The organism is Micromonospora sp. AMSO12t (assembly GCF_008806585.1).
In the GTDB taxonomy this organism is placed as follows: domain Bacteria; phylum Actinomycetota; class Actinomycetes; order Mycobacteriales; family Micromonosporaceae; genus Micromonospora; species Micromonospora reichwaldensis.
This window is the reverse complement of sequence record NZ_WAAS01000112.1, coordinates 1-20,194: the sequence shown is the minus strand read 5'-3', so window position 1 is coordinate 20,194 and position 20,194 is coordinate 1. Positions and strand designations below refer to the sequence as shown.

Annotated in this window: 19 protein-coding genes, 1 tRNA gene and 1 pseudogene; 14 read left to right on the top strand and 7 right to left on the bottom strand. The window is 72.1% G+C overall.

What is annotated here, in order from left to right:
• Positions 1-584 precede the first annotated feature (584 nt).
• The 3 genes from F6X68_RS17770 (at position 585) to F6X68_RS17760 (ending at position 2,265) form a co-directional block, all read left to right on the top strand.
• Entirely contained in the window at positions 585-1,466 is an 882-nt protein-coding gene (locus F6X68_RS17770) for a helix-turn-helix transcriptional regulator (protein WP_151455338.1), read from the top strand.
• Positions 1,457-1,657, top strand: coding sequence for a DUF397 domain-containing protein (locus F6X68_RS17765; protein ID WP_192581445.1), 201 nt, complete (start codon positions 1,457-1,459; stop codon positions 1,655-1,657). The genes F6X68_RS17770 and F6X68_RS17765 overlap by 10 nt, the downstream gene beginning before the upstream one ends.
• A 200-nt stretch (positions 1,658-1,857) precedes the next feature.
• The gene (locus F6X68_RS17760) at positions 1,858-2,265 is read left to right on the top strand and encodes a hypothetical protein (RefSeq protein WP_151455336.1); all 408 of its coding nucleotides are present in this window, start codon (positions 1,858-1,860) and stop codon (positions 2,263-2,265) included.
• On the opposite strand, the gene F6X68_RS17755 is transcribed toward F6X68_RS17760, so the two are convergent.
• A complete protein-coding gene (locus F6X68_RS17755) occupies positions 2,233-2,832 on the bottom strand; it encodes a hypothetical protein (protein WP_151455335.1) in 600 nt (199 codons plus the stop codon). The two genes, F6X68_RS17760 and F6X68_RS17755, sit on opposite strands and share 33 nt — an antisense overlap.
• 218 nt (positions 2,833-3,050) lie before the next feature.
• Between F6X68_RS17755 and F6X68_RS17750 the strand changes: the two genes are divergently transcribed.
• Positions 3,051-4,913: a S8 family serine peptidase gene (locus F6X68_RS17750; protein ID WP_151455334.1), complete on the top strand. Its 1,863-nt coding sequence runs from the start codon at positions 3,051-3,053 to the stop codon at positions 4,911-4,913.
• 74 nt (positions 4,914-4,987) lie between these two features.
• Here the strand turns inward: F6X68_RS17750 and F6X68_RS17745 are convergent, their stop codons facing one another.
• The 3 genes from F6X68_RS17745 to F6X68_RS17735 form a co-directional block, all read right to left on the bottom strand.
• Positions 4,988-5,794, bottom strand: coding sequence for a WecB/TagA/CpsF family glycosyltransferase (locus F6X68_RS17745; protein WP_151455333.1), 807 nt, complete (start codon positions 5,792-5,794; stop codon positions 4,988-4,990).
• Positions 5,791-6,906, bottom strand: coding sequence for an NAD-dependent epimerase/dehydratase family protein (locus tag F6X68_RS17740; RefSeq protein ID WP_192581444.1), 1,116 nt, complete (start codon positions 6,904-6,906; stop codon positions 5,791-5,793). Before F6X68_RS17740 ends, F6X68_RS17745 begins: the two co-directional genes overlap by 4 nt.
• Positions 6,907-6,972: 66 nt before the next feature.
• Positions 6,973-7,058 (bottom strand) — tRNA-Leu (locus F6X68_RS17735).
• A 226-nt stretch (positions 7,059-7,284) separates the two neighbouring features.
• Here F6X68_RS17735 and F6X68_RS17730 point away from each other — a divergent pair.
• The 9 genes from F6X68_RS17730 (at position 7,285) to F6X68_RS33585 (ending at position 17,507) form a co-directional block, all read left to right on the top strand.
• Positions 7,285-8,073: a DUF3662 and FHA domain-containing protein gene (locus F6X68_RS17730; RefSeq protein WP_151455331.1), complete on the top strand. Its 789-nt coding sequence runs from the start codon at positions 7,285-7,287 to the stop codon at positions 8,071-8,073.
• Between the two features lie 6 nt (positions 8,074-8,079).
• Complete coding sequence (locus F6X68_RS17725) at positions 8,080-8,565, top strand: FHA domain-containing protein (RefSeq protein WP_121397334.1); 486 nt, start codon at positions 8,080-8,082, stop codon at positions 8,563-8,565.
• Positions 8,562-10,004, top strand: coding sequence for a PP2C family serine/threonine-protein phosphatase (locus F6X68_RS17720; RefSeq protein ID WP_151455330.1), 1,443 nt, complete (start codon positions 8,562-8,564; stop codon positions 10,002-10,004). Before F6X68_RS17725 ends, F6X68_RS17720 begins: the two co-directional genes overlap by 4 nt.
• A 25-nt stretch (positions 10,005-10,029) precedes the next feature.
• Complete coding sequence (locus F6X68_RS17715; protein WP_151455329.1) at positions 10,030-11,523, top strand: FtsW/RodA/SpoVE family cell cycle protein; 1,494 nt, start codon at positions 10,030-10,032, stop codon at positions 11,521-11,523.
• Positions 11,520-13,025, top strand: a complete 1,506-nt coding sequence (locus F6X68_RS17710; protein ID WP_151455328.1) for a penicillin-binding protein 2 — start codon at positions 11,520-11,522, stop codon at positions 13,023-13,025. The genes F6X68_RS17715 and F6X68_RS17710 overlap by 4 nt, the downstream gene beginning before the upstream one ends.
• A 1-nt stretch (position 13,026) precedes the next feature.
• On the top strand, positions 13,027-14,445 hold the full coding sequence (locus F6X68_RS17705; protein WP_151455327.1) for a serine/threonine-protein kinase: 1,419 nt from the start codon (positions 13,027-13,029) through the stop codon (positions 14,443-14,445).
• Positions 14,442-16,247: a Stk1 family PASTA domain-containing Ser/Thr kinase gene (pknB, locus tag F6X68_RS17700; RefSeq protein ID WP_151455326.1), complete on the top strand. Its 1,806-nt coding sequence runs from the start codon at positions 14,442-14,444 to the stop codon at positions 16,245-16,247. Before F6X68_RS17705 ends, pknB begins: the two co-directional genes overlap by 4 nt.
• A gap of 206 nt (positions 16,248-16,453) precedes the next feature.
• Complete coding sequence (locus F6X68_RS17695; protein ID WP_225852273.1) at positions 16,454-17,071, top strand: vancomycin high temperature exclusion protein; 618 nt, start codon at positions 16,454-16,456, stop codon at positions 17,069-17,071.
• 91 nt (positions 17,072-17,162) lie between these two features.
• The gene (locus F6X68_RS33585; RefSeq protein ID WP_192581446.1) at positions 17,163-17,507 is read left to right on the top strand and encodes a hypothetical protein; all 345 of its coding nucleotides are present in this window, start codon (positions 17,163-17,165) and stop codon (positions 17,505-17,507) included.
• A gap of 21 nt (positions 17,508-17,528) precedes the next feature.
• Here the strand turns inward: F6X68_RS33585 and F6X68_RS17690 are convergent, their stop codons facing one another.
• Genes F6X68_RS17690 through F6X68_RS17680 form a run of 3 tightly spaced genes read right to left on the bottom strand, consistent with a single transcriptional unit; the run spans position 17,529 to position 19,463 of the window.
• Positions 17,529-18,179 (bottom strand): aminodeoxychorismate/anthranilate synthase component II, encoded by a 651-nt coding sequence (locus F6X68_RS17690; protein ID WP_151455325.1) that lies wholly within the window; start codon positions 18,177-18,179, stop codon positions 17,529-17,531.
• A 7-nt stretch (positions 18,180-18,186) separates the two neighbouring features.
• Complete coding sequence (locus tag F6X68_RS17685) at positions 18,187-18,474, bottom strand: hypothetical protein (protein ID WP_151455324.1); 288 nt, start codon at positions 18,472-18,474, stop codon at positions 18,187-18,189.
• 2 nt (positions 18,475-18,476) lie between these two features.
• Positions 18,477-19,463: a class E sortase gene (locus tag F6X68_RS17680; RefSeq protein ID WP_370518959.1), complete on the bottom strand. Its 987-nt coding sequence runs from the start codon at positions 19,461-19,463 to the stop codon at positions 18,477-18,479.
• Between the two features lie 249 nt (positions 19,464-19,712).
• Between F6X68_RS17680 and F6X68_RS17675 the strand changes: the two are divergent.
• Positions 19,713-20,194: pseudogene (locus F6X68_RS17675) on the top strand (hypothetical protein); the annotation flags it as partial.

The window sequence follows — 20,194 nt, the reverse complement described above, 5'->3', positions numbered from 1 at the left end:
CCCGGAGTAGCCGAGTGATGGTCGGGTGGCGGGGTCGTGCCTCGTGGACCGGTGCTGCGGGCGGTGGTGGTCGGGCCGTATCCGCTGGTGGCGAACCGCCACCCGACCATCACTCGGCTACTCCGGGTACCGCTCCCGCCGCCGCAGCCAACTGGCGTGCAGCGGCGAGGTCATCAACCCGGGGCAGGTCTGGTTGTCGACTGCCGGGCGGTCCCACCGCCGCGCGTCCCGCGGTCCGTGGGGTCACCACGGCGAGGAAGCGGACGGAGACGGTGAGTAACCCGTGCCATACGGACAGAGTGCATCAGCGACGTGCTTCATGCAAGTTGCACGTCGACTTTTGCCGATACGTGAGCGGCTTGTGCAAAGCAGCGCTTGAAGCCGTTCACGTATGCCCGGCACACTGGGAGCCGGTTTCGCCCGTCGCGGCCGGCCGATGACCGGCACCACCCCACGCCGCGAACGACGCCCGCCGTACGACGGTCGCGCCCCTGGCGGGTGACGACAGTGGCGCACGGCGAGGCGGAGGTGGACCGGGTGAGGCCTGACAGGCGGTGGTTCCGACCAGCGGGCGGGGTCGTGTCGTGAGCGAGCGGCGCAGCCCCACCATCCGGCGGCGTCGCCTAGGCGCCGAACTGCGCCGGCAGCGGGAGGGGGCCGGCATCACCATAGAGGCGGTCGCCGAGCAGTTGGAGTGTTCGGCGTCGAAGGTCTCGCGGATCGAGACCGGCCACACCACCGCGACGCCACGCGACGTGCGGGACATGCTGCGGATCTACGGCGTGGTGGGTGCCGAGAGCGACGAGCTGGTGCAGATCGCCCGCGAGGCGCGGCAGAAGGGCTGGTGGCACCCCTACAGCACGGTGCTGGTCGGCGCGTACGTCGGGCTGGAGGCGGCGGCCGGTTCGATCCGGGCGTACGAGCAGCAGGTGGTGCCCGGGCTGCTGGAGACCGAGGACTACGCGGGCGCGATGATCCGGGCCGCCCGGCCCGACTTCACTCCCGAACAGGTGCAGCAACGGGTGCGTGTCCGTCTGGGCCGTCAGTCGTTGTTGACGCAGGATGATCCGGTCGATCTGTGGGTGGTGCTCGATGAAGCGGTGGTGAGCCGTCCGGTGGGCGGGGACGAGGTAATGCGTGACCAGCTGAAACACCTGGTCGAGGTGGCGGAACTGCCGAACGTGACGCTCCAGATCCTGCCTTTCGCGGTAGGGGCGCACGCCGGCATGGACGGCACCTTCACGATCCTCAGCTTCCCTGAGCCCGGTGATCCGGATGTCGTGTACGCGGAGAATGCCACGGGTGGGCTCTTCCTGGAGAAGAGTGACGAACTGCAGAAGTACAGCTTCATCTTCGATCACATCCGAGCGGCGGCCATTCGTCCTGAGGAGTCCATCGCACACATCGCGAAACTGGCAGAGGAGCCGATGTGGAAAGGGCGACCAAAAGGTTCCCCGTGGACCTGACGCAGGCGGCGTGGTTCAAGAGCTCGAAGAGCGGGCCGAACTGCGACAACTGCGTGGAGGTGGCGTACGTGACGGGGGCGGTCGGCGTGCGGGACTCGAAGGACAAGACGGGCCCGGCCCTGGTCTTCTCCCCGGGTGGCTGGCACGCCTTCGTCGCCGGCGCCAGGGGCGGTGTGTTCGACAAGGGCTGACGGGACCGGAACGTGACGGGATGCCCCCGCCCGGCAGTGGAGCCGGGCGGGGGCATCGTCGTGCCCGCGTCCGGACCGGCCGCGAAGTCGTCCCGCCGTCGGCGTCGCCACATCGGGTCCCGTGTCGTTGTACCCCTCGGCACGGCGGTGGTCGACGAGCCGCCGCCGGGATCGGCAACCGAGCGAGGCAGGCGAGACGGATGACGACGATCGGTTCGGACAACCTCACCAACGGGCCGGGCAAGCCGGAACGGTTCGGGGGCAAGTACCGGGGGGCACGGCGGGACACCGTCCTCACCGAGGTGGTGTCGACCGACACCGAGATGGGTGGCCGGGAGAGCCCGGCCGCGCCGCCGGAGCAGCCCGGTCCGCCGCTCTCCCTGCCCTCGCTGGACCCCAACCCGCTGACCGAGCCGTCGTTCCCGCCCGGCAGCTGGTCGGTGGAGCCGGCCGAGTCACTGGTCGACCATCCGCTGCTGCGCGGGCTGCTGATGGAGCTGCCGCCGAAGGGCAGCGTCCCGCCGCCCGGCTGGCTCGACCGCTGGTTCGAGGCGACCCGGGCGATCCTGGAACTGCTATACGTGCAGGGCCCCGGCCGCTCGCGGTGACGCGGGCCGTACCGGCACGGCCCGCTCCACGAGCCGGCTGTGCCGCAGGGCGTGGCGTACGCCGATGGCGGCGACGCCCAGCACGCCCAGGGTGACCGCCGGCCCGGCCACGCCGGGTCCGGAGAGCAGGTCCGGGGCGCTCGCCGCAGCCACCGCGGGCAGGATCGCCAGCCCGGTGACCTGCACCGGGAGCCCGATCAGCGGGTGCGCGGCGGAGGCCCGCAGGCCGTGCGGCGCCGGGGTGCCCGGGGCCGACGAGAGCGCGCCCGCGCCCGCCCGCAGTCGGCGTACCCGGCGCACCGTGCAGGCCGCGACCACGAGCGCGGGGGCGGCGGCGAGGGCGAGGCCGGCGGCCGCCCGGTCCGCGGGGGTCGTGCCGGCGCTGGAGAGCCCCGCGCCGAGCACGGCGGCCGTCAGGCCCAGGCCGGTCAGCGTCAGGGCGAGCACCCATCCGGTACGCCGGCGCAGGGCCCGGGCGTGGTCCAGCCGGGGCAGCCCGTCCGCGAGCCAGCCGGCGACGAGCCAGACGGCGGCCAGCGACAGCAGCACGGTCAGGTGAATCTCCATGACCGACAGCCTTGCCCGTTTTCGACGACCGTGAATCCGGGCAGGTCCCCGGTTCGTCCCGCAGCCGCCGCCCCTAGGGGGTCATCCCTCCGGTGGTATGGGGAAGTCGACATGTTTGAATTCCCGTTTGCGCCCCCCTACCCTCAGCTTGATCGGCATTCATCGATTCACTCGTCTCGAACAGTTGGACGGTCGGTGCCGGTCGGAGGGAGTAGAAGATGGGTCTTCCACGCAGGTCCGTACTCGTCGGGGTGGCCGCGCTGGCCATGGTGGCCACCGCCACGCCCGCCATGGCCGCCGAACCGGTGGGCACGATCCGCGCCGCTGGCGGCGCCACCGCCGTGGCCGACAGCTACATCGTCGTCTTCAAGGACACCTCGGTCGCCCGCAGCAGCGTCGGTGACACCGCGCAGCGGCTGGTCGGCCGGCACGGCGGCGCGGTCGCCCGCACCTACGGCGCCGCCCTGCGCGGCTTCGAGGTCCGGGTCGACGCCAGGGCCGCCGCCCGCATCGCCGCGGACTCCGCCGTGGCGTACGTCGAGCAGAACCACACGGTCTCCATCGCCGGCACCCAGACCAACCCGCCCTCCTGGGGCCTGGACCGGATCGACCAGCGCGCCCTGCCGCTGAACAGCTCCTACACGTACCCGAACACGGCGAGCAACGTGCACGCCTACATCATCGACACCGGCATCCGGTTCAGCCACAGCGACTTCGGCGGCCGGGCGGTCTCCGGCTACGACGCCGTCGACGGCGGCTCGGCCGACGACTGCAACGGGCACGGCACGCACGTCGCCGGCACCGTCGGCGGTTCGGCGTACGGCGTGGCCAAGGGCGTCCAGCTGGTCGGCGTACGCGTGCTGAACTGCCAGGGCAGCGGCACGAACGCCGGCGTCATCGGCGGCGTCGACTGGGTGACCGCCAACGCGGTCAAGCCGGCCGTGGCCAACATGAGCCTCGGCGGCGGCGCGAACGCCTCGCTCGACACCGCCGTGCGCAACTCCATCAACTCGGGCGTGAGCTACGGCCTGGCGGCCGGCAACGACTCCGGCGGCAACGCCTGCAACACCTCGCCCGCCCGGACCGCCGAGGGCATCACCGTCGGCTCCACGACCAACACCGACGCCCGGTCGTCGTTCTCCAACATCGGCACCTGCCTGGACATCTTCGCGCCCGGCTCGTCGATCACCTCGGCGTGGTACACCAACGACACCGCCACCAACACGATCAGCGGCACCTCGATGGCGACCCCGCACGTGGTCGGCGTCGCGGCCCTGGTGGCCAGCGCCAACCCGGCCTGGACGCCGCAGCAGGTCCGCGACTACCTGGTGAACAACGCCACCAGCAACGTGGTGACCAACCCGGGCACCGGCTCGCCGAACAAGCTGCTCTACGTCGTCAACGGCGACACCCCGCCGCCCACCGACGACTTCTCCGTCTCGGTCTCGCCGACGTCCGGCTCGACCGCGCCGGGCGGCTCGGTGACCGCCACGGTCGCCACCGCCACGACCAACGGCTCCGCCCAGTCGGTGAGCCTCTCGGCGAGCGGGCTGCCGTCCGGGGCGACCGCCTCGTTCAGCCCGGCCACCGTCACCTCGGGTGGTTCCTCGGCGCTGACCATCAGCACCTCGGCGAGCACGCCGGCCGGCACCTACTCGGTGACCGTGACGGGCACCGCGGCCTCGGGCAGCAGGACCGCCACCTACTCGCTGACGGTCACCGGCACCGGCGGCGGCTGCTCCGGCACCAACGGCACCGACCTCGCGATCCCGGACACGAACGTCGCGGTGAGCAGCTCGATCGTGATCGCCGGCTGCGCCCGCAACGCCTCGGCGGCCTCCACCGTCGCGGTGAACATCGTGCACACCTACCGCGGTGACGTGGTCATCGACCTGGTCGCCCCGGACGGCTCGACCTACCGGCTGAAGAACAGCAGCATCTTCGACGGCGCGGACAACATCAACGCCACCTACACGGCGAACCTGTCGAGCGAGGCGGCGAACGGCACCTGGCAGCTGCGGGTGCGCGACGTCTACTCGGGCGACACCGGCTACCTGAACACCTGGACCCTCACCCTCTGACCTGAGTGCAGGGAAGGGCCCCTTCCTATCGCGTACGCGATAGGAAGGGGCCCTTCCCTGCACCGAGAAGGCGGTCAGACCGAGAAGCTGGCGGGACGCTCCGTGGCCGGGGCCGGCGCCTTCGCCTTCCACAGCCCCGTCTTCTGCCCGGCGAGCCGGGTCAGGTAGGCCGGGTTGAGGATCACGTAGCGCTTCCAGAGGCGCTTCGGCTCCAGACCGAGACGCCAGAACCACTCCAGGCCCGCCCGCTGCATCCACGGCGGGGGCTGGCGCAGCAGGCCGGCGTGGTAGTCGAAGGCCGCCCCGACCGCCATCAGCGGCATGTCGAGCAGCGGTCGCATGGCGTACGTGAAGATCTCCTGGCGCGGGCAGCCCAGCCCGACCAGCACGAGCCGGGCCCCACTGGACCGGATCCGGTCGGCGATCTCCACGTCCTCGCCCGGCTGCACCGCCCGGAACTTCGACGGCTCCACCCCGGCGATCTTCAGCGCCGGGAACATCCGCTCCAGCGCCGGGATCAGCCTGGCCAGGGTCTCCTCGGTCGACCCGTAGAGGTAGACCGGCAGCCCCTCGTCGGCGAACCGGGCGAGCACGTGCAGGGTCAGGTTCGGGCCGTAGACCCGGTCGGTCAGCCCCGCGCCGTGCAGCAGGTTGAGCGCCCAGCGCACCGGCTGGCCGTCGGGGGTGACCACGTCGAAGGAGTTCAGCCGGGCGTTGTGCGCCGGGTCGAGCACCCCGGTCATCACGCCGTGCACGGCCAGCGCCGTCAGCGCCAGCGGGCGGCGCTCCTGCGCGGCGGCCACCACCTGCTCGGTCGCCTCGGCGTAGTCGGTGGCGTCGACCAGGACCCCGAGGACGTTCCGCTTGCCCCTGCCGGTCATGCCCCCGGCACCCACTTGTCCACGTTGGCCTCGTAGATCTCGCGCATGATCATGGGCACGTCGTAGACCTGCTTCCACTCGGGGTAGTCGGCCTGGAAGGCCTCGTTCGAGCCGATCCACCACTTGTGGTCGCCGATCCGGTTGGCCTCGACGTACTCGGTGACCATCTCCTGGCCGGTGATCTGCTCGGCGAGCGCGAACGCCTCACGGTTGGAGGTGTTCGAGTGCCGGCCGCCGCCGAGGTTGTAGACCGCCGCCGAGCGCGGGTTGCGGAAGAACGCCTCGAACGCGCTGACCACGTCCGAGCTGTGGATGGCGTCGCGGACCTGCTTGCCCTGGTAGCCGAAGATCTTGTAGGTGCGGCGCTCCATGTTGGCGCGCATCACGTAGCCGAGGAAGCCGTGCAGCTCCGTCGCGGAGTGCGCCGGGCCGGTCAGCGTCCCGCCCCGGAAGCAGGCCGTCCGCATGTCGAAGTAGCGGCCGTACTCCTGCACCATGACGTCGGCCGCCACCTTGGAGGCGCCGAAGATCGAGTGCAGGCAGGCGTCGATGGACATGTCCTCGCGGATGCCCTGCTCGTACGCGTGCCCCGGCTCGATCTCCCAGCGGGTCTCCAGCTCGACCAGCGGCAGGCTGTTCGGCCGGTCCCCGTAGACCTTGTTGGTGGAGCAGTGGATGAGCGGCGCCTCGATGCAGTGCTCCCGCACGTTCTGCAGGACGTTGAGCGTGCCGGCGGCGTTCACGTCGAAGTCGGTGAACGGGTCGCGCACCGCCCAGTCGTGCGACGGCTGAGCGGCGGTGTGGATCACCACGGCGACGTCGGTGCCGTACCGCTTGAACAGCTTGGCCAGCGCGGCCCGGTCGCGGATGTCGATGCTGTGGTGCGAGTACGCGGACCCCAGCTCGTCGGTCAGCCGGCGGACGTTCCACGCGGTGGACGCCTCCGCGCCGAAGAACTCCTGCCGCATGTCGTTGTCGATGCCGACGACCTCGAGACCGAGGCCGGCGAAGTGCCGGACCGCCTCGGAGCCGATCAGACCGCCCGACCCGGTCACGAACGCGACACTCACACGCCACTCCTGGTCCATCGGAGGCAGAAACCATCGGAGCATAGCGTGACGTACGGCACGCCCCGATACGGCGCGAGGGCCCCGCATCGCTGCGGAGCCCTCGCGTATTGGTGGGGAAGGGGGGAGTTGAACCCCCACGCCCTTTCGGGCACACGGACCTGAACCGTGCGCGTCTGCCATTCCGCCACTTCCCCGTGGCTTGACCACGAACACTGTAGTCTGTGCCGGACCTGCTGTCTCCAGCGGGCCTCGGACATCCTAGCCGGTCCGTGGTCGTTGTGACGATCGGTTACCGTCCGAGGAGCGGTTACCGTTCGTGGCGGACGAAAGAGTAGCACGGCATTATCGGCCCGTCCGAACGGGCCGCCGTCAGACGGCCGAGCGGCGTGTGAGCTGCGCGCGCGCCGGCCGGATACCATCATGTCCTCGGGACCCGAGGAGGAGCCGGTGAGCGTGCTGCAACGCTTCGAGAAGCGTCTGGAAGGCCTGGTCGAGGGGGCCTTCGCCAAGGTCTTCAAAGGGGTGGTCCACCCCGTGGAGATCCTCAACGCCATGCAGCGGGAGGCCGAGGCGCACAAGGCGATCCTGGCCGGTGGGCGCACGTTGGTGCCCAACCGCTACGTGATCGATCTCTCGCCCTACGACCACAGTCGTCTGGCGCCGTACGCCGCCGCGCTGGCCCAGGAGCTGGCCCAGTCGCAGGCGGAGTTCATCGGCGAGCAGGCCTGGACGGTCTACGGCGACGTGATCGTCGAGATCGAACGCGGCGAGGGGCTGGACACCGGGATGTTCCGGGTCACCGCCGAGGTCTACACCGGCGGCGAGGTCGCCCCGGTCTCGGCGCCCGGCTACGACGCGGGCCCGCCCGCCTACCCGGCCTACGACCAGGGCGGCGGCTACGGTCCTCCGCCCGGCCACGGCGGCGGCCGCAACGTGCGGCTGGTCTCCGGCGACGGACGCACCTACCCCCTCCAGGTGGGCTCGACCGTGATCGGCCGCGGTGACCAGGCCAACCTGCGCCTGCCCGACGTCGGGATCTCGCGGCGACACGCCCGGCTGGACTTCGACGGTGGTCAGGTCGTGCTGACCGACCTGGGGTCGACCAACGGCACCATGGTCAACGGCCAGCGGGTCTCCGCCGTCGCGCTCAATCCCGGCGACATGATCCAGCTCGGCACCACGACGCTGACCTTCCGCGTGGACGGCTGACCCGCCTTGCCGGAGCTCGTCATCACCGTCGCCCGGTTCGGGTTCCTCATCCTGCTGTGGATCTTCGTGTTCACGGTGGTCGGCGTGATCCGCCGGGACCTGTTCGCGGGCGCCCGGTCGGGCCGGCTGGTGGCCGCCCCCCGGGCCGTCGGCGCCTCGCTCGGGCAGGCGGCGAAACCGACGAAGGCGAAGCGGGGCAGGGCGGCCCACCAGCTCGTGGTAACCGCCGGCCAACTGGCCGGGACCCGGATCACCCTCGGCGAAGCGCAGATCACCATCGGCCGGGCGGAGGATTCCACCCTCGTCATCACCGACGACTACGCCTCGGCGCGGCACGCCCGTCTGGTGCCGCGCGACGGCCAGTGGTTCGTCGAGGACCTCGGCTCGACTAACGGCACGTACCTGGATCGCGCTAAGGTCACCGGACCAACCCCCGTCCCCCTCGGCGTGCCGATCCGGATCGGCCGCACTTCTCTCGAATTACGGCCATGACTCTGACCCTGCGCTATGCGGCCCACAGCGACCGCGGTCTGATCCGAGACGGTAATCAGGATTCCGTCTACGCCGGGCCGCGGCTTCTCGCCGTCGCCGACGGCATGGGCGGCATGGCCGCCGGTGACGTCGCCAGCAACATCGTCATCGGTGCCATGGCGCCGCTCGACGAGGACGTCCCAGGTGACGCCCTCGTCGACGCGCTGCGTTCGGCCGTGGGCACCGCCAACCAGCAGCTCCGCGACACCGTGGACGCCAACCCTCAGCTGGAGGGGATGGGCACCACGCTCACCGCGACCCTCTTCTCCGGCAGCAAGCTGGGCATGGTCCACATCGGTGACTCGCGGGCCTATCTCCTGCGCAACGGTGAGTTCGCGCAGATCACCAAGGACGACACGTACGTCCAGATGCTCGTCGACGAGGGCCGGATCAGCGCCGAGGAGGCGAGCAGCCACCCCCAGCGCTCGCTGCTCACCCGGGCGCTCGACGGCCGCGACATCGACCCGGAATACAGCGTCCGTCAGGTGCTCCCCGGCGACCGCTACCTGATCTGCAGCGACGGCCTCTCGGGTGTGGTCAGCGCCGACACCATCGGCGAGACGATGCGCGAATACACCGACCCGCAGCAGTGCGTGGAGCGGCTGGTGCAGCTCGCCCTGCGCGGCGGCGGCCCGGACAACATCACGGTGATCATCGCCGACGCCACCGACCAGGACATCGTCGAGGCGAGCCCGATCGTCGGCGGCGCCGCCGCCCGGGACCGGGGCATGGCGACCTCCGCCGACGTGTCCACGCCGGCCGCCCGCGCGTCCGCCCTCTCCGCGCCGCGCCCGCCCGTTCCCGAGGAACCGACGGCCGGCGCCGACGACGAGTCGGAGCGCCCGAGGCGTCGGCCGGTGCGGGCCGCCGCGATCTCGGTGGCGTTGCTGGTCCTCGTCGGCGGCGCGGTCTTCGGCGGCTGGAGCTACACCCAACGGCAGTACTACGTCGGGGCGACCGAGAACGGCCAGGTCGCGGTGTTCCGGGGCATCCAGGGCGAGATCGCCGGGATGAACCTGTCGACCGTGCACTCCAAGAGCCCAGCGGACCTGGAGGACCTGACGCTGGCCGCCCAGGAGCAGGTCAAGCAGGGCATCCCGGCCAAGAGCGAGCCCGACGCCGAGCGTCGACTGGCCGAGCTGACCAGCGACGACCCGATGAACCCGAACCTGAAGCCGATCTGCCCGCCGAGCCCGAGTCCGAGCGCCGCGGCCGTCACCACCGTCCCGACGCCGACCTCCGTCCCGGTGTCGCCCGCTCCGACCGTCAGCGCGAGTGCGAGCGCCCCGGTCAGCGGCCGGCCGAGCACGCCGGCTGCGCCGACCACCACGCCCGACGCCCCGCCCTCCGACACCGACTCGCCGGCGCTCGACCCCGCCGCGTGCCGGTCGCCGGAGTAGGCGCGGCTCGATCCGAGGACGTTCCGTGACCGCAGCGGCCATTCCGGCATCCTCGCCCGCCACCACGGGCGAGCAGCCCGGCGTACGCCTGGCCCGGTCCCGGCGCAACGCCGAGCTGTCGTTGCTGCTGGTCGCCATGGTGCTGGTGGCCGCGTACGGGGCGATGGTCGAGGCGAAGGTGCTCGACACCGTCACGGCCGACTTCTGGATGCCGGCCGCCGCGCTCACCGCCGTGTTCCTCGGCCTGCACCTGGTGATCCGGTTCCTGGCGCCCTTCGCCGACCCGGCCCTGCTGCCGGCGGTCGCCCTGCTCAACGGGATCGGGGTCGGCTTCCTGCGCCGGATCGACCTGGGCAAGGCGGCACCGACCGAGCGGGAGGACCTGGCCATCTTTGCCGGCACGGGCGGCCGGCAGCTCGCCTGGACGCTCGTCTCGGTCATCCTCGCCGCCGGGCTGCTCACCATCATGCGGGACCACCGCTCGGTGTCGCGCTACGCGTACACGCTGGGGCTGGCCGGCATCGTGCTGGTGATGATCCCGGCGGTGCTGCCCAGCCGGTTCTCCGAGATCAACGGCGCGAAGCTGTGGATCAAGTTCGGCGACAGCTTCTCCATCCAGCCGGGCGAGTTCGCGAAGCTGGCCCTGCTGGTTTTCTTCGCCTACTACCTGGTGCGCAAGCGCGAGGTGTTGTCGCTGGCGAGCCGCCGGTTCCTCGGCATCGACTTCCCGCGCGGGCGGGACCTTGGTCCGGTGGTCGCGGTCTGGCTGGTCAGCGTCCTGGTCCTCGTCTTCGAGAAGGACCTGGGCACCTCGCTGCTCTACTTCGGCATGTTCGTGGTGACGCTCTACATCGCCACGGAACGGGTCAGTTGGCTGCTCATCGGTCTGGTGCTGTTCTTCGGCGGCGTCTACCTGGCGTACGTGCTCGGCGACGTGGTCGGCGGGCCGTTCGCCAACTTCTACCTGCGCGCGCAGATCTGGCTGGACCCGTTCGCCGACCCCTACAACGACGGCTACCAGCTCGTGCAGGGCCTGCTCGCGCTCGGCACGGGCGGCCTGTTCGGCGCGGGTCCCGGTGGCGGCCAGCCCGGCCTGCTGCCCGAGGTGCAGAACGACTTCATCTTCGCGGGCATCGGCGAGGAGATCGGCCTCTTCGGCCTCTCCGCCCTGCTCGTGGTCTACCTGCTGATCGTCGAGCGAGGGCTGCGCGCGGCGCTGGCAGTCCGGGACTCGTTCGGCAAGCTGCTGGCCGGCGGCCTTGCCTTCACTCTCGGGCTCCAGGTCTTCGTGATCGTCGGCGGGATCAGCAAGCTCATCCCGTTGACCGGGCAGACCACCCCGTTCCTCTCCGCCGGCGGTTCCTCGCTGATGGCGAACTGGCTGCTCATCGCGGCCCTGCTCCGGATCTCCGACGGTGCCCGCCGCCCCGTCGCCGGCGGTGGCGGCAAGGCGGCCCGACCGTCCGGCGGCCCGCCGGAGCAGCTGCACGGTGCCCCCACGGAGGTGATCAGGCCGTGAACGCACCCCTGCGCCGCGTCGGCGTCGTCGTCATGGTTCTCTTCGGCCTGCTCTTTGCGAACCTGAACTGGATCCAGGCCTACAAGGCCGACGAGTACCGCACCAGCGACTACAACGGTCGGGTCCAGGTCGCCGAGTACGAGCGCAAGCGCGGCAACATCGAGGCCGGCGGCACCGCCTTCGCGCTCAGCAAGGAGACCGACGGCGAGCTGAAGTTCCAGCGCAGCTACCCCGGCGGGGCCAGGTACGCCCACATCCTCGGCTACAAGCCGGTCAATCTCGCCGAGACCGGCATCGAGAAGTTCGAGAACGACTTCCTGGCCGGCACCAGCGACGCGCTGATCGCCAACCGGGTCAAGGACATGTTCACCGGTGACCAGTCCGGCGGCGGCAACGTCCTGCTGACGGTCTCCAAGGGCGCCCAGAACACCGCGTTCGAGCAGCTGCGCAACAACCGGGTCGACGCCGCCAAGGGCGCGGCGATCGCCGTCGACCCGCGTACGGGGGCGGTGCAGGCGCTGGTCTCGATGCCCAGCTTCGACCCCAACCCGCTGGTCAGCCACAGCACCAACGAGGCCACGGCCGCGTATAACAAGCTGGAGCAGGACCCGGCGGGCCCGCTGAAGAACCGGGCCCTCGGCGAGGTGCTGCCCCCCGGCTCCACCTTCAAGATCGTGGTGGCCGCTGCGGCGCTGGAAAGCGGCGTGGGTCAGCAGACGAGGATCCCGGCAGGGGCCAGCTGGACCCCGCCGACCTCGGGCACGCCGATCCGCAACGCGGCCCCGTCGATCTGCCCCGAGGACGAGGTCACCCTGATCAACGCGGTGACCGAGTCGTGCAACACGGGCTTCGCGCAGATGGGCGTCCGGCTCGGCGCCGACAAGATCAAGGAGAAGGCCCGGCAGTTCGGCTTCGAGCAGGAGGACCTCACCGTCGGCCACCTCAACGAGGCCGGCCACCCGGTGGCGGCGAGCCGGACCGGCAGCATGGAGAACGCCGACGGCGGGGCCGACCCGGCCGCGCTGGCCCAGTCCTCCATCGGGCAGCGCGACGTGCGGATGACCCCCCTCCAGGGCGCCCTGATCGCCGCGTCCGTCGCCAACGGCGGCAGCCAGATGCGGCCGTACCTGGTCCGCCAGCTGCTCGCCCCGGACCGCACCACCAGCTACTACACCGCGAAGCCCCGGGAGCTGCGGCAGCCGGTCAGCGGCCAGGTCGCCAAAGACCTGCGGGACATGATGGTCAGCGTGGTCGAGAACGGCTCCGGCACGAACGCGCAGCTCAGGGGCTACACGGTCGGCGGCAAGACCGGCACCGCCCAGTCGGCGCCCGACCGGCCCGACCACGGCTGGTTCATCGGCTTCGCCCTGGACAAGAACGGCACGCCGGTCTCGGCGGTCTGCGTGATGCTGGAGCAGGCCGGCCCCGGCGGCAGCGCCGAGGCGGCCCGGATCGCCGGGCAGATCATGCGCGCCGCCATCGCCGACCCGGGGGGCCGCTGACATGCTGAGCCCCGGGGTGCAGCTCGGCAACCGTTACCGCCTGGACGAGCGGATCGCCAGCGGTGGCATGGGTGACGTCTGGCGCGGCACCGACCAGGTGCTCGGCCGTACGGTCGCCGTCAAGAGCCTGCTCCCCGCGCTGCTCGACGACCCCGACTTCGCCGAGCGCTTCCGGGGCGAGGCCCGCACCATGGCCACGATCAACCACCCCGGCGTGGTCGACGTCTACGACTTCGGCAACGACCAGCAGATCGCCTTCCTGGTCATGGAGTACGTCGAGGGCGACGCGCTGTCGGCCACCCTGGCCCGGGTCGGCCGGCTCACCCCGGCCCGCACGATGGCGCTCGTCGCCCAGGCGGCTGACGCGCTCCACGCGGCGCACGTGAAGGGCATCGTGCACCGGGACGTGAAGCCCGGAAACCTGCTGGTCCGGCCCAACGGCACCCTGGTGCTCACCGACTTCGGCATCGCCCGGTCGGAGCTGGTCGCCCAGCTCACCGCCGCCGGCTCGGTGCTCGGCACGGCCTCGTACATCTCTCCGGAGCAGGCCACCGGCGGGGTCGCCACGCCCGCGTCCGACGTCTACGCGCTCGGTGTGGTGGCCTACCAGTGCCTCGCCGGCCGACGCCCCTTCGAGGGCGACAATCCCCTCGACATCGCCATGCGGCACGTGCGGGAGACGCCCCGTCCGCTGCCGGCGGACATTCCGCCGCAGGTCCGGGCGGTGGTCGAGCGGGCCCTGGCGAAGGACCCGGCGGCACGCTGGCCGAGCGCCGCCACGCTGGCGGGGGTCGCCCGCCAGCTCAAGGCCCAGCTCTCCCAGCAGGCCCGGGCGGCAGGTCAGCCCATCTCCGCCGCTCCGGCGTCGCCGGCCGGCCCGCCCGGCCGCGCCCAGGTGCCGCCGCCGCGTCCGCCGGTGTCGCCGCCGCACCGGCAGCCGAACGTCGCCGCGCAGCCGCCTCGTCCGCCCATGGCGGCCCACCGGCCGCCCGTGGCGAACACCCGGCCGGCCGCCGCGCCCCACCGTCCCACCTCGGTCGCGCCCGCCGCGCCCGTCCAGCACCCGCAGATGGCGCCGACGGGCTACCCGCGCGGCGCGGCGCCAGTGCCGCAGGCCCGGCCGATGCCGTACGCGGGACACGCCGTCCCGCCGGCGCACCAGCCGGGTGGGCAGCGCTCCCGGCCCGGGATGGTGTTCCTCGCCATCCTCGTGGCCGTGCTGGTCATCGTCTGCTCCGGCGTGATTTCCTACCAGGTGCGGGAAGGCACGAAGTCGAGCGCGGGCACTCCGCCGACGGTGACGTCCGGCGCGCTGTGGCCCGACGGACGCGACGATCCGACCGGAACGTCGTACCGTCGACAGGAACTGCCCCGGTCGGGCAGCGACGAGACGACGAGCGAAGGACGACAGACGCGATGACAGCGCAGGCCCGCCTGCTCGGTGGCAGGTACCAGGTCGGCGAGCTGCTCGGCTACGGCGGCATGGCCGAGGTGCACCGCGGTCGTGATCTCCGGCTCGGTCGGGACGTCGCGATCAAGATGCTCCGGACCGACCTCGCCCGGGACGCCACCTTCCAGATGCGGTTCCGCCGGGAGGCGCAGAACGCCGCGTCCCTCAACCACCCGGCGATCGTCGCCGTCTACGACACCGGCGAGGAGACCGCGCCGACCGGCGAGACGCTGCCGTTCATCGTGATGGAGTTCGTCAACGGGCGGACCCTCAAGGAGGTGCTGGGCGTCGAGGGGCGGCTCCAGCCGCGCCGGGCGCTGGAGATCTGCGCCGACATGTGCGCGGCCCTGGAGTTCAGCCACCGGCACGGCATCATCCACCGCGACATCAAGCCCGGCAACGTGATGCTCACCCAGACCGGCCAGGTCAAGGTGATGGACTTCGGCATCGCGCGGGCGCTGGCCAGCGGCGCCACCACCATGACCCAGACGAGCGCGGTCATCGGTACGGCGCAGTACCTCTCTCCCGAGCAGGCGCGCGGCGAGGCGGTCGACGCCCGCTCCGACGTCTACGCCGGCGGCTGCGTGCTCTTCGAGCTGGTCTGCGGGCATCCCCCGTTCGTCGGCGACAGCCCGGTCAGCGTGGCGTACCAGCACGTGCGGGAGACGCCTCCGACGCCGAGCGACATCAACCCGGACGTGAATCCCGCGGTCGACGCGATCGTGCTCAAGGCGCTGTCGAAGAACCCGCTCAACCGCTACCAGAGCGCCGGCGAGATGCGGGCCGACCTGCTCCGCGCGGCCGCCGGCCGCCCGGTGATGGCGACCCCGGTGCTGCCGCAGGAGGAGACGACGCAGCTCGCTCCGGCCGCCGCCGGCTACGCGGGCGCCCCCGGCGCCCCGCAGACCCGGCAGATGCCGGCCCGGGTCGGCGACCCGCGCCGTCGGAAGGCGTCCTCCTGGCTGATCGCGACGTTCGCGGCGGTGGGCGTCCTCGCGGTGATCGCCCTCGCCGCCGCCCTGCTGAGCCAGCGCGACGGCGAGGACCTGGCCACGGTCCCCACGGTGACCGGTTTGACCCAGCAGGAGGCGTTCGCCCGGATCGAGCAGGCCAACCTGGTGCCCAAGGAGGGCGACCAGGTTTTCGGCACCTGCCAGAAGGGCCAGGTCGTCAACCAGGACCCGCCTGCCAACTCATCCCTGGAGGCGAACCGCGATGTCGTCGTCCGGGTCTGCGGCGGCGTGGAGATGAAGGCCATCCCGTCGGACCTCGTCGGCTCCACCTACGAGGGCGCAAAGAACCGGCTGGAGGCGGCCGGCTTCAAGGTGGAAAAGAAGGAGAGGGACGACGCCGAGAAGGCGGGTATCGTCCTCGATGTGTCGCCCGAGGAGGGCAAGCAGGTCGCCGCGAAGAGCACGGTCACCCTCACCGTCTCCAGGGGCAACGTCGGCAAGGTGCCCAACGTGGTCGGCTCCAGCGAGGACGACGCCGAGGAGGAGCTGGACGAGGCGGGCTACCGGGTCGACGTCAAGCGGGGCCGCGAGGTGCCGCCGGAGGAGGCCGGCCAGGTGACCTCGCAGACCCCGCCGGCCGGGAGCAACCTCGCCAGGGGCAAGACCGTGACGATCGTGGTCACCGTGCCGCAGGCCGAGCCGACGCCCACCGACTCGGCGAGCCCGACGCCCAGCGTCACGCCGACCACCCCCGGTGACGGCGGCGGCGGGGGCTTCCCGCTGCCGACCAACCCGCCGATCCGCCTGCCCGAGCGCTGACCCCGCTCGTGAGCGCGGAGGACCCTGCTGGGCGGCACCCTGCGGACGCCGCCGGTCAGGGCCCTGTCGAGGCCGCCGGGCAGCAGCCCTCCGACGCCGCCGGGCGGCGCCCTCCGCCGATCGACGACGGCCGGCCGGCGACCGGTGCGGCGGACCGTTCGAGCCGGTGGCGACGGCGCCTGATCCGCGCGGCGATCCTGGGCCTGGTGGGGCTGCTCCTGGCCAGCCTCCCCTGGCTCTGGACGACGACCGCCGCCCGCGGCCACCTGTACGGCGAGGCCGACGCGCCCGCCGCCGACGTCGTGATCGTCCTGGGTACGGCGGTGGCGGCGGACCGCCGTCAGCCGGGTGACCGCCTCGCCGGCCGCCTGGAGACCGCCGCCGCTCTCGTGAAGAGCGGGCGGGCCCGGGTGGTCCTCGTGTCGGGCGACGGGGGCGGCACGTCCGGCGACGAGCCGGCGGCGATGACCGCCCACCTGGCCGAGCGGCTCGGCGTCGATCCTCGCCGCGTCGTGGCCGACCCGTTCGGCCTGGACACCTACGACACCTGCGCCCGGGCGCGCGACGTGTACGGCGTCGAACGGGCCCTGATCGTGACCCAGTCCTACCACCTGTCCCGCGCGGTGACGCTGTGCCGGCACCTCGGCCTCGACGTCGACGGGGTGACCGCCCGCTGTGCCGGCTGCGGGCGCGCCCTGCTCGTCGGCAAGGGCGTCCGCGACTACTTCGCCAGCGGCAAGGCGGCATGGGACGCGGTCCGGGGCAGGCCGCCCGCCGTCCGCTCGCCCGTGAACTCCGGCGTGGCGGATGCGCTGACGGGCTGACCGCGCGGTGGGCGGGCGTAACAGGAAGGCCCTCTGGCATCGAGCTGCGTGACTTGCCGGGGGCGGCGATCGGATGTTCTACCATCGCCGGATGAAGGCCGGGACCGAGCGGGGCAGATCGAGATTCGACACCTGGGTGACGCCGACCCGGGTCGCCTGGCTCGGGAGCGCCGTGGTGGTGTTCCTGCTGGCCCTACCGGTCCACATCCTCGGGCCGGGAGACCACGAGCAGAAGAGCTGCGGCAACGCGTTGAGGCTCGACCTGGACTTATGGGCAGGCCCCTCGGACGGGGACTACTGGGAGAAGGCGCACCGGACCTGCAACGCGAAGCGCATCGGCCGGATCGGCCAGGCCGTCGGCGTCGTCTCGGTGACGGTCCTGGCCGTCACACTCCTGACCGCGCGCGCCCGTCGACAGGATGACGACGAGTACTGACGATCCGACAGAGGCCGCAGGTCAGGCGGTGGCGAAGGCGGCGCGGCGGCGCGTGTCGACCTCGGCGGCCAGCGCCGGGGCCCGCTCCAGCGCCTCCGGGTGACCGCAGGCGGCGAGCCAGTTCGCCAGCATCAGGTGACCGCCCTCGGTCAGCACCGACTCCGGGTGGAACTGGACACCCTCGATCGGCAGCGTACGGTGCCGCATCGCCATCACCACGCCGGAACCCGTCCAGCCGGTGACCTCCAGCTCCTCGGGCAGCGTCTCCGGCAGCACGGCGAGCGAGTGGTAGCGGGTGGCGGTGAACGGGTCCGGCAGGCCGGCGAGCACCCCGACGCCGTGGTGGCGCACCTCGGAGGTCTTGCCGTGCAGCAACTCGGGGGCGCGGGTCACCGTGGCGCCGAATGCCTCACCGATCGCCTGGTGACCCAGGCAGACACCGAAGATCGGCAGCTCGCCCGCGTACGCGCGGATGACGTCGAGGCAGATGCCGGCGCGGTCGGGGCTGCCGGGGCCGGGCGAGAGCAGGACGCCGGCCGCGCCGACCCTGCCCACCTCGGCGACCTCGATCTCGTCGTTGCGCCGGACGTCGCAGTCCACGCCGAGCTGACCCAGGTACTGCACGATGTTGAAGACGAACGAGTCGTAGTTGTCGATCACCAGGACACGCATCAGGGGCTCACTCGTCCGGGGAGGCAGGCGGGGTGTTGTTCTGGTCGGTGTCGTACGGCAACTCGTGCTCGTCGCCGGGCGGGGCGTCGCCGCTCTCCCCGCCGCCCGGCACCGAGTCGCCGCCGGGATCGCCGGCGTCCTGGGTGACCTGCACGTCGTCGAAGGGCAGCAGGGGCTCGGCCCACGGGAACACCACGTACCAGAGCAGGGCCACCATCGCGCTGGTGATCAGCAGGCTGCCGACGAGCTTGCCGGGCAGCCCGAAGGGCAGTTTGCGCCAGATCCAGCCGTACACCGTCAGGCCCCCAGTTCCGCCGGGCGCCCCGCCGACTTCGGCTGACTGCGCGTCAACTCGGCGTGGATGATCAGGCGTTGGTAGTTGTCGAACTTCGGGTTGCAGGTGGTCAGGGTGAGCATCGACCTGGTCGGCTTCTGCCCGGGCTTGCCCGGCACGGGCGCCACGACCTCGACCTGGGTGGGCTTGACGATCCGGCTCTGGGTCACCTTGTAGACGTGCCAGTCGGTCTTGCCCTCCACCACGATGGCGTCTCCGTCGTTCAGCTCGTCGAGCCGCCAGAAGGTGGCCCGGTTGCGGTGCCCGGCGACGGAGAAGTTGCCGACCTGGCCCGGTAGGGCGCTGGAGGGGTAGTGGCCCGGCGCGTACCGGATGTCCTTCTGGGTGACACCCTCGACGACGACCCAGTTCTTGTCGAGCTTGGGGATGTAGAGCCCGGCGATGGGCTTGCCCTGCACGGGCGGCTTCGGCTTGGCGGACGCGCTGGCGGACGGCGCCACCGTCGGGTCGCCCTCGGGGCCCCAGGCCTGCGCCAGTTGCTGGCTGAGGTCGTTCTGGTGGGCGTCGACGATCGCCGACTTGCCCCACACCTCGTAGCCGGCGAAGAGCAGCACCACCAGGCCGAAGGTGATCAGCAGTTCGCCGCTGACCCGGATGCCGGTACGCAGCCGGGAGCCCAGCGACGGCCGGGTGAGCTCCGAGTAGACGCTCTTGTAGCCCTCACCGGTCTGCTCCGGGCGCAACTGGACCACCCGCTCGCCCCGGCGTGGCCGAGGCTGCTCGGCGGGAGTGTCGGAGCCCTCCGGCTCGTCCGTCTTCGGAGGACGCGGCACCGCGCCCATCAGGGCGGTCGACTCGACGAGCGCGGCCGGGGCGGTCGGCGTACGCCCGGAGACGGCCGGGATCAGGGCGGTGGCCCCGGGATCGACGTCGCGGCCCGGGCCGGCCGGGGAGACCGGGGTCGACGGGCCGTTGGCCGACGCGCCCACCTTCGGGATGAAGGCGGTCGGCGCGTCGGCGGCCGGCCGGCCTTCCCTGGCGGCGGCCCGATCGACCGGCGGACGGACGGAGCGGTCGCCGCCGGGACCGGTGGCCCCGGTGGCGCCCGGCAGCCGGAGATCGTCGGACGGCGACGCGGGGTGCGGTGGGGTGGCCGGCCGGACCGGGCCGGCACCGGGCCACGGCGGCGACCCGCCGGCACCGGCGCGGGCGGACGGCCCGGAATCGGCCGGGCTGGCATGGCGGAGGTCGGTGGGCTCCGGCCGACGGTCGGCGGGCCCCGGCCGACCGAAGCCGGCAGGGTCCGGCCGGTCGAAGTCGCCGCCTCCACGTCGGTCGAAGTCAGCGGGCCGGGCGCGGTCGGAGTCAACGGGCCGGGAACGATCGGCTTCGGCGGGCCCCGGCCGACCGAAGTCGGCATGACCGGGCTGGTCGAAGTCGCCGCCTCCACGCCGATCGAAGTCGGCGGGCCGGGAGTGGTCGAGGTCGGCGGGCCGGGAACGATCGGCATCGGCGGGCCGGGAGCGGTCGAAGTCGGCGGGCCGGGAGTGGCCGAGGTCAGCGAGCCGGTCGTAGCGCGAAGGCACTGGGCGGCCGAGGTCGTCGGACCCGCGCCGGTCGAAGCCGGACCCATGCTGGTCGAAGCCGGACCCGCGCCGGTCGGATTCGGCGGGCCCAAGGCGGCCGAAGTCCGTGGTCTCCTCGCGGCCGAAGTCGGCAG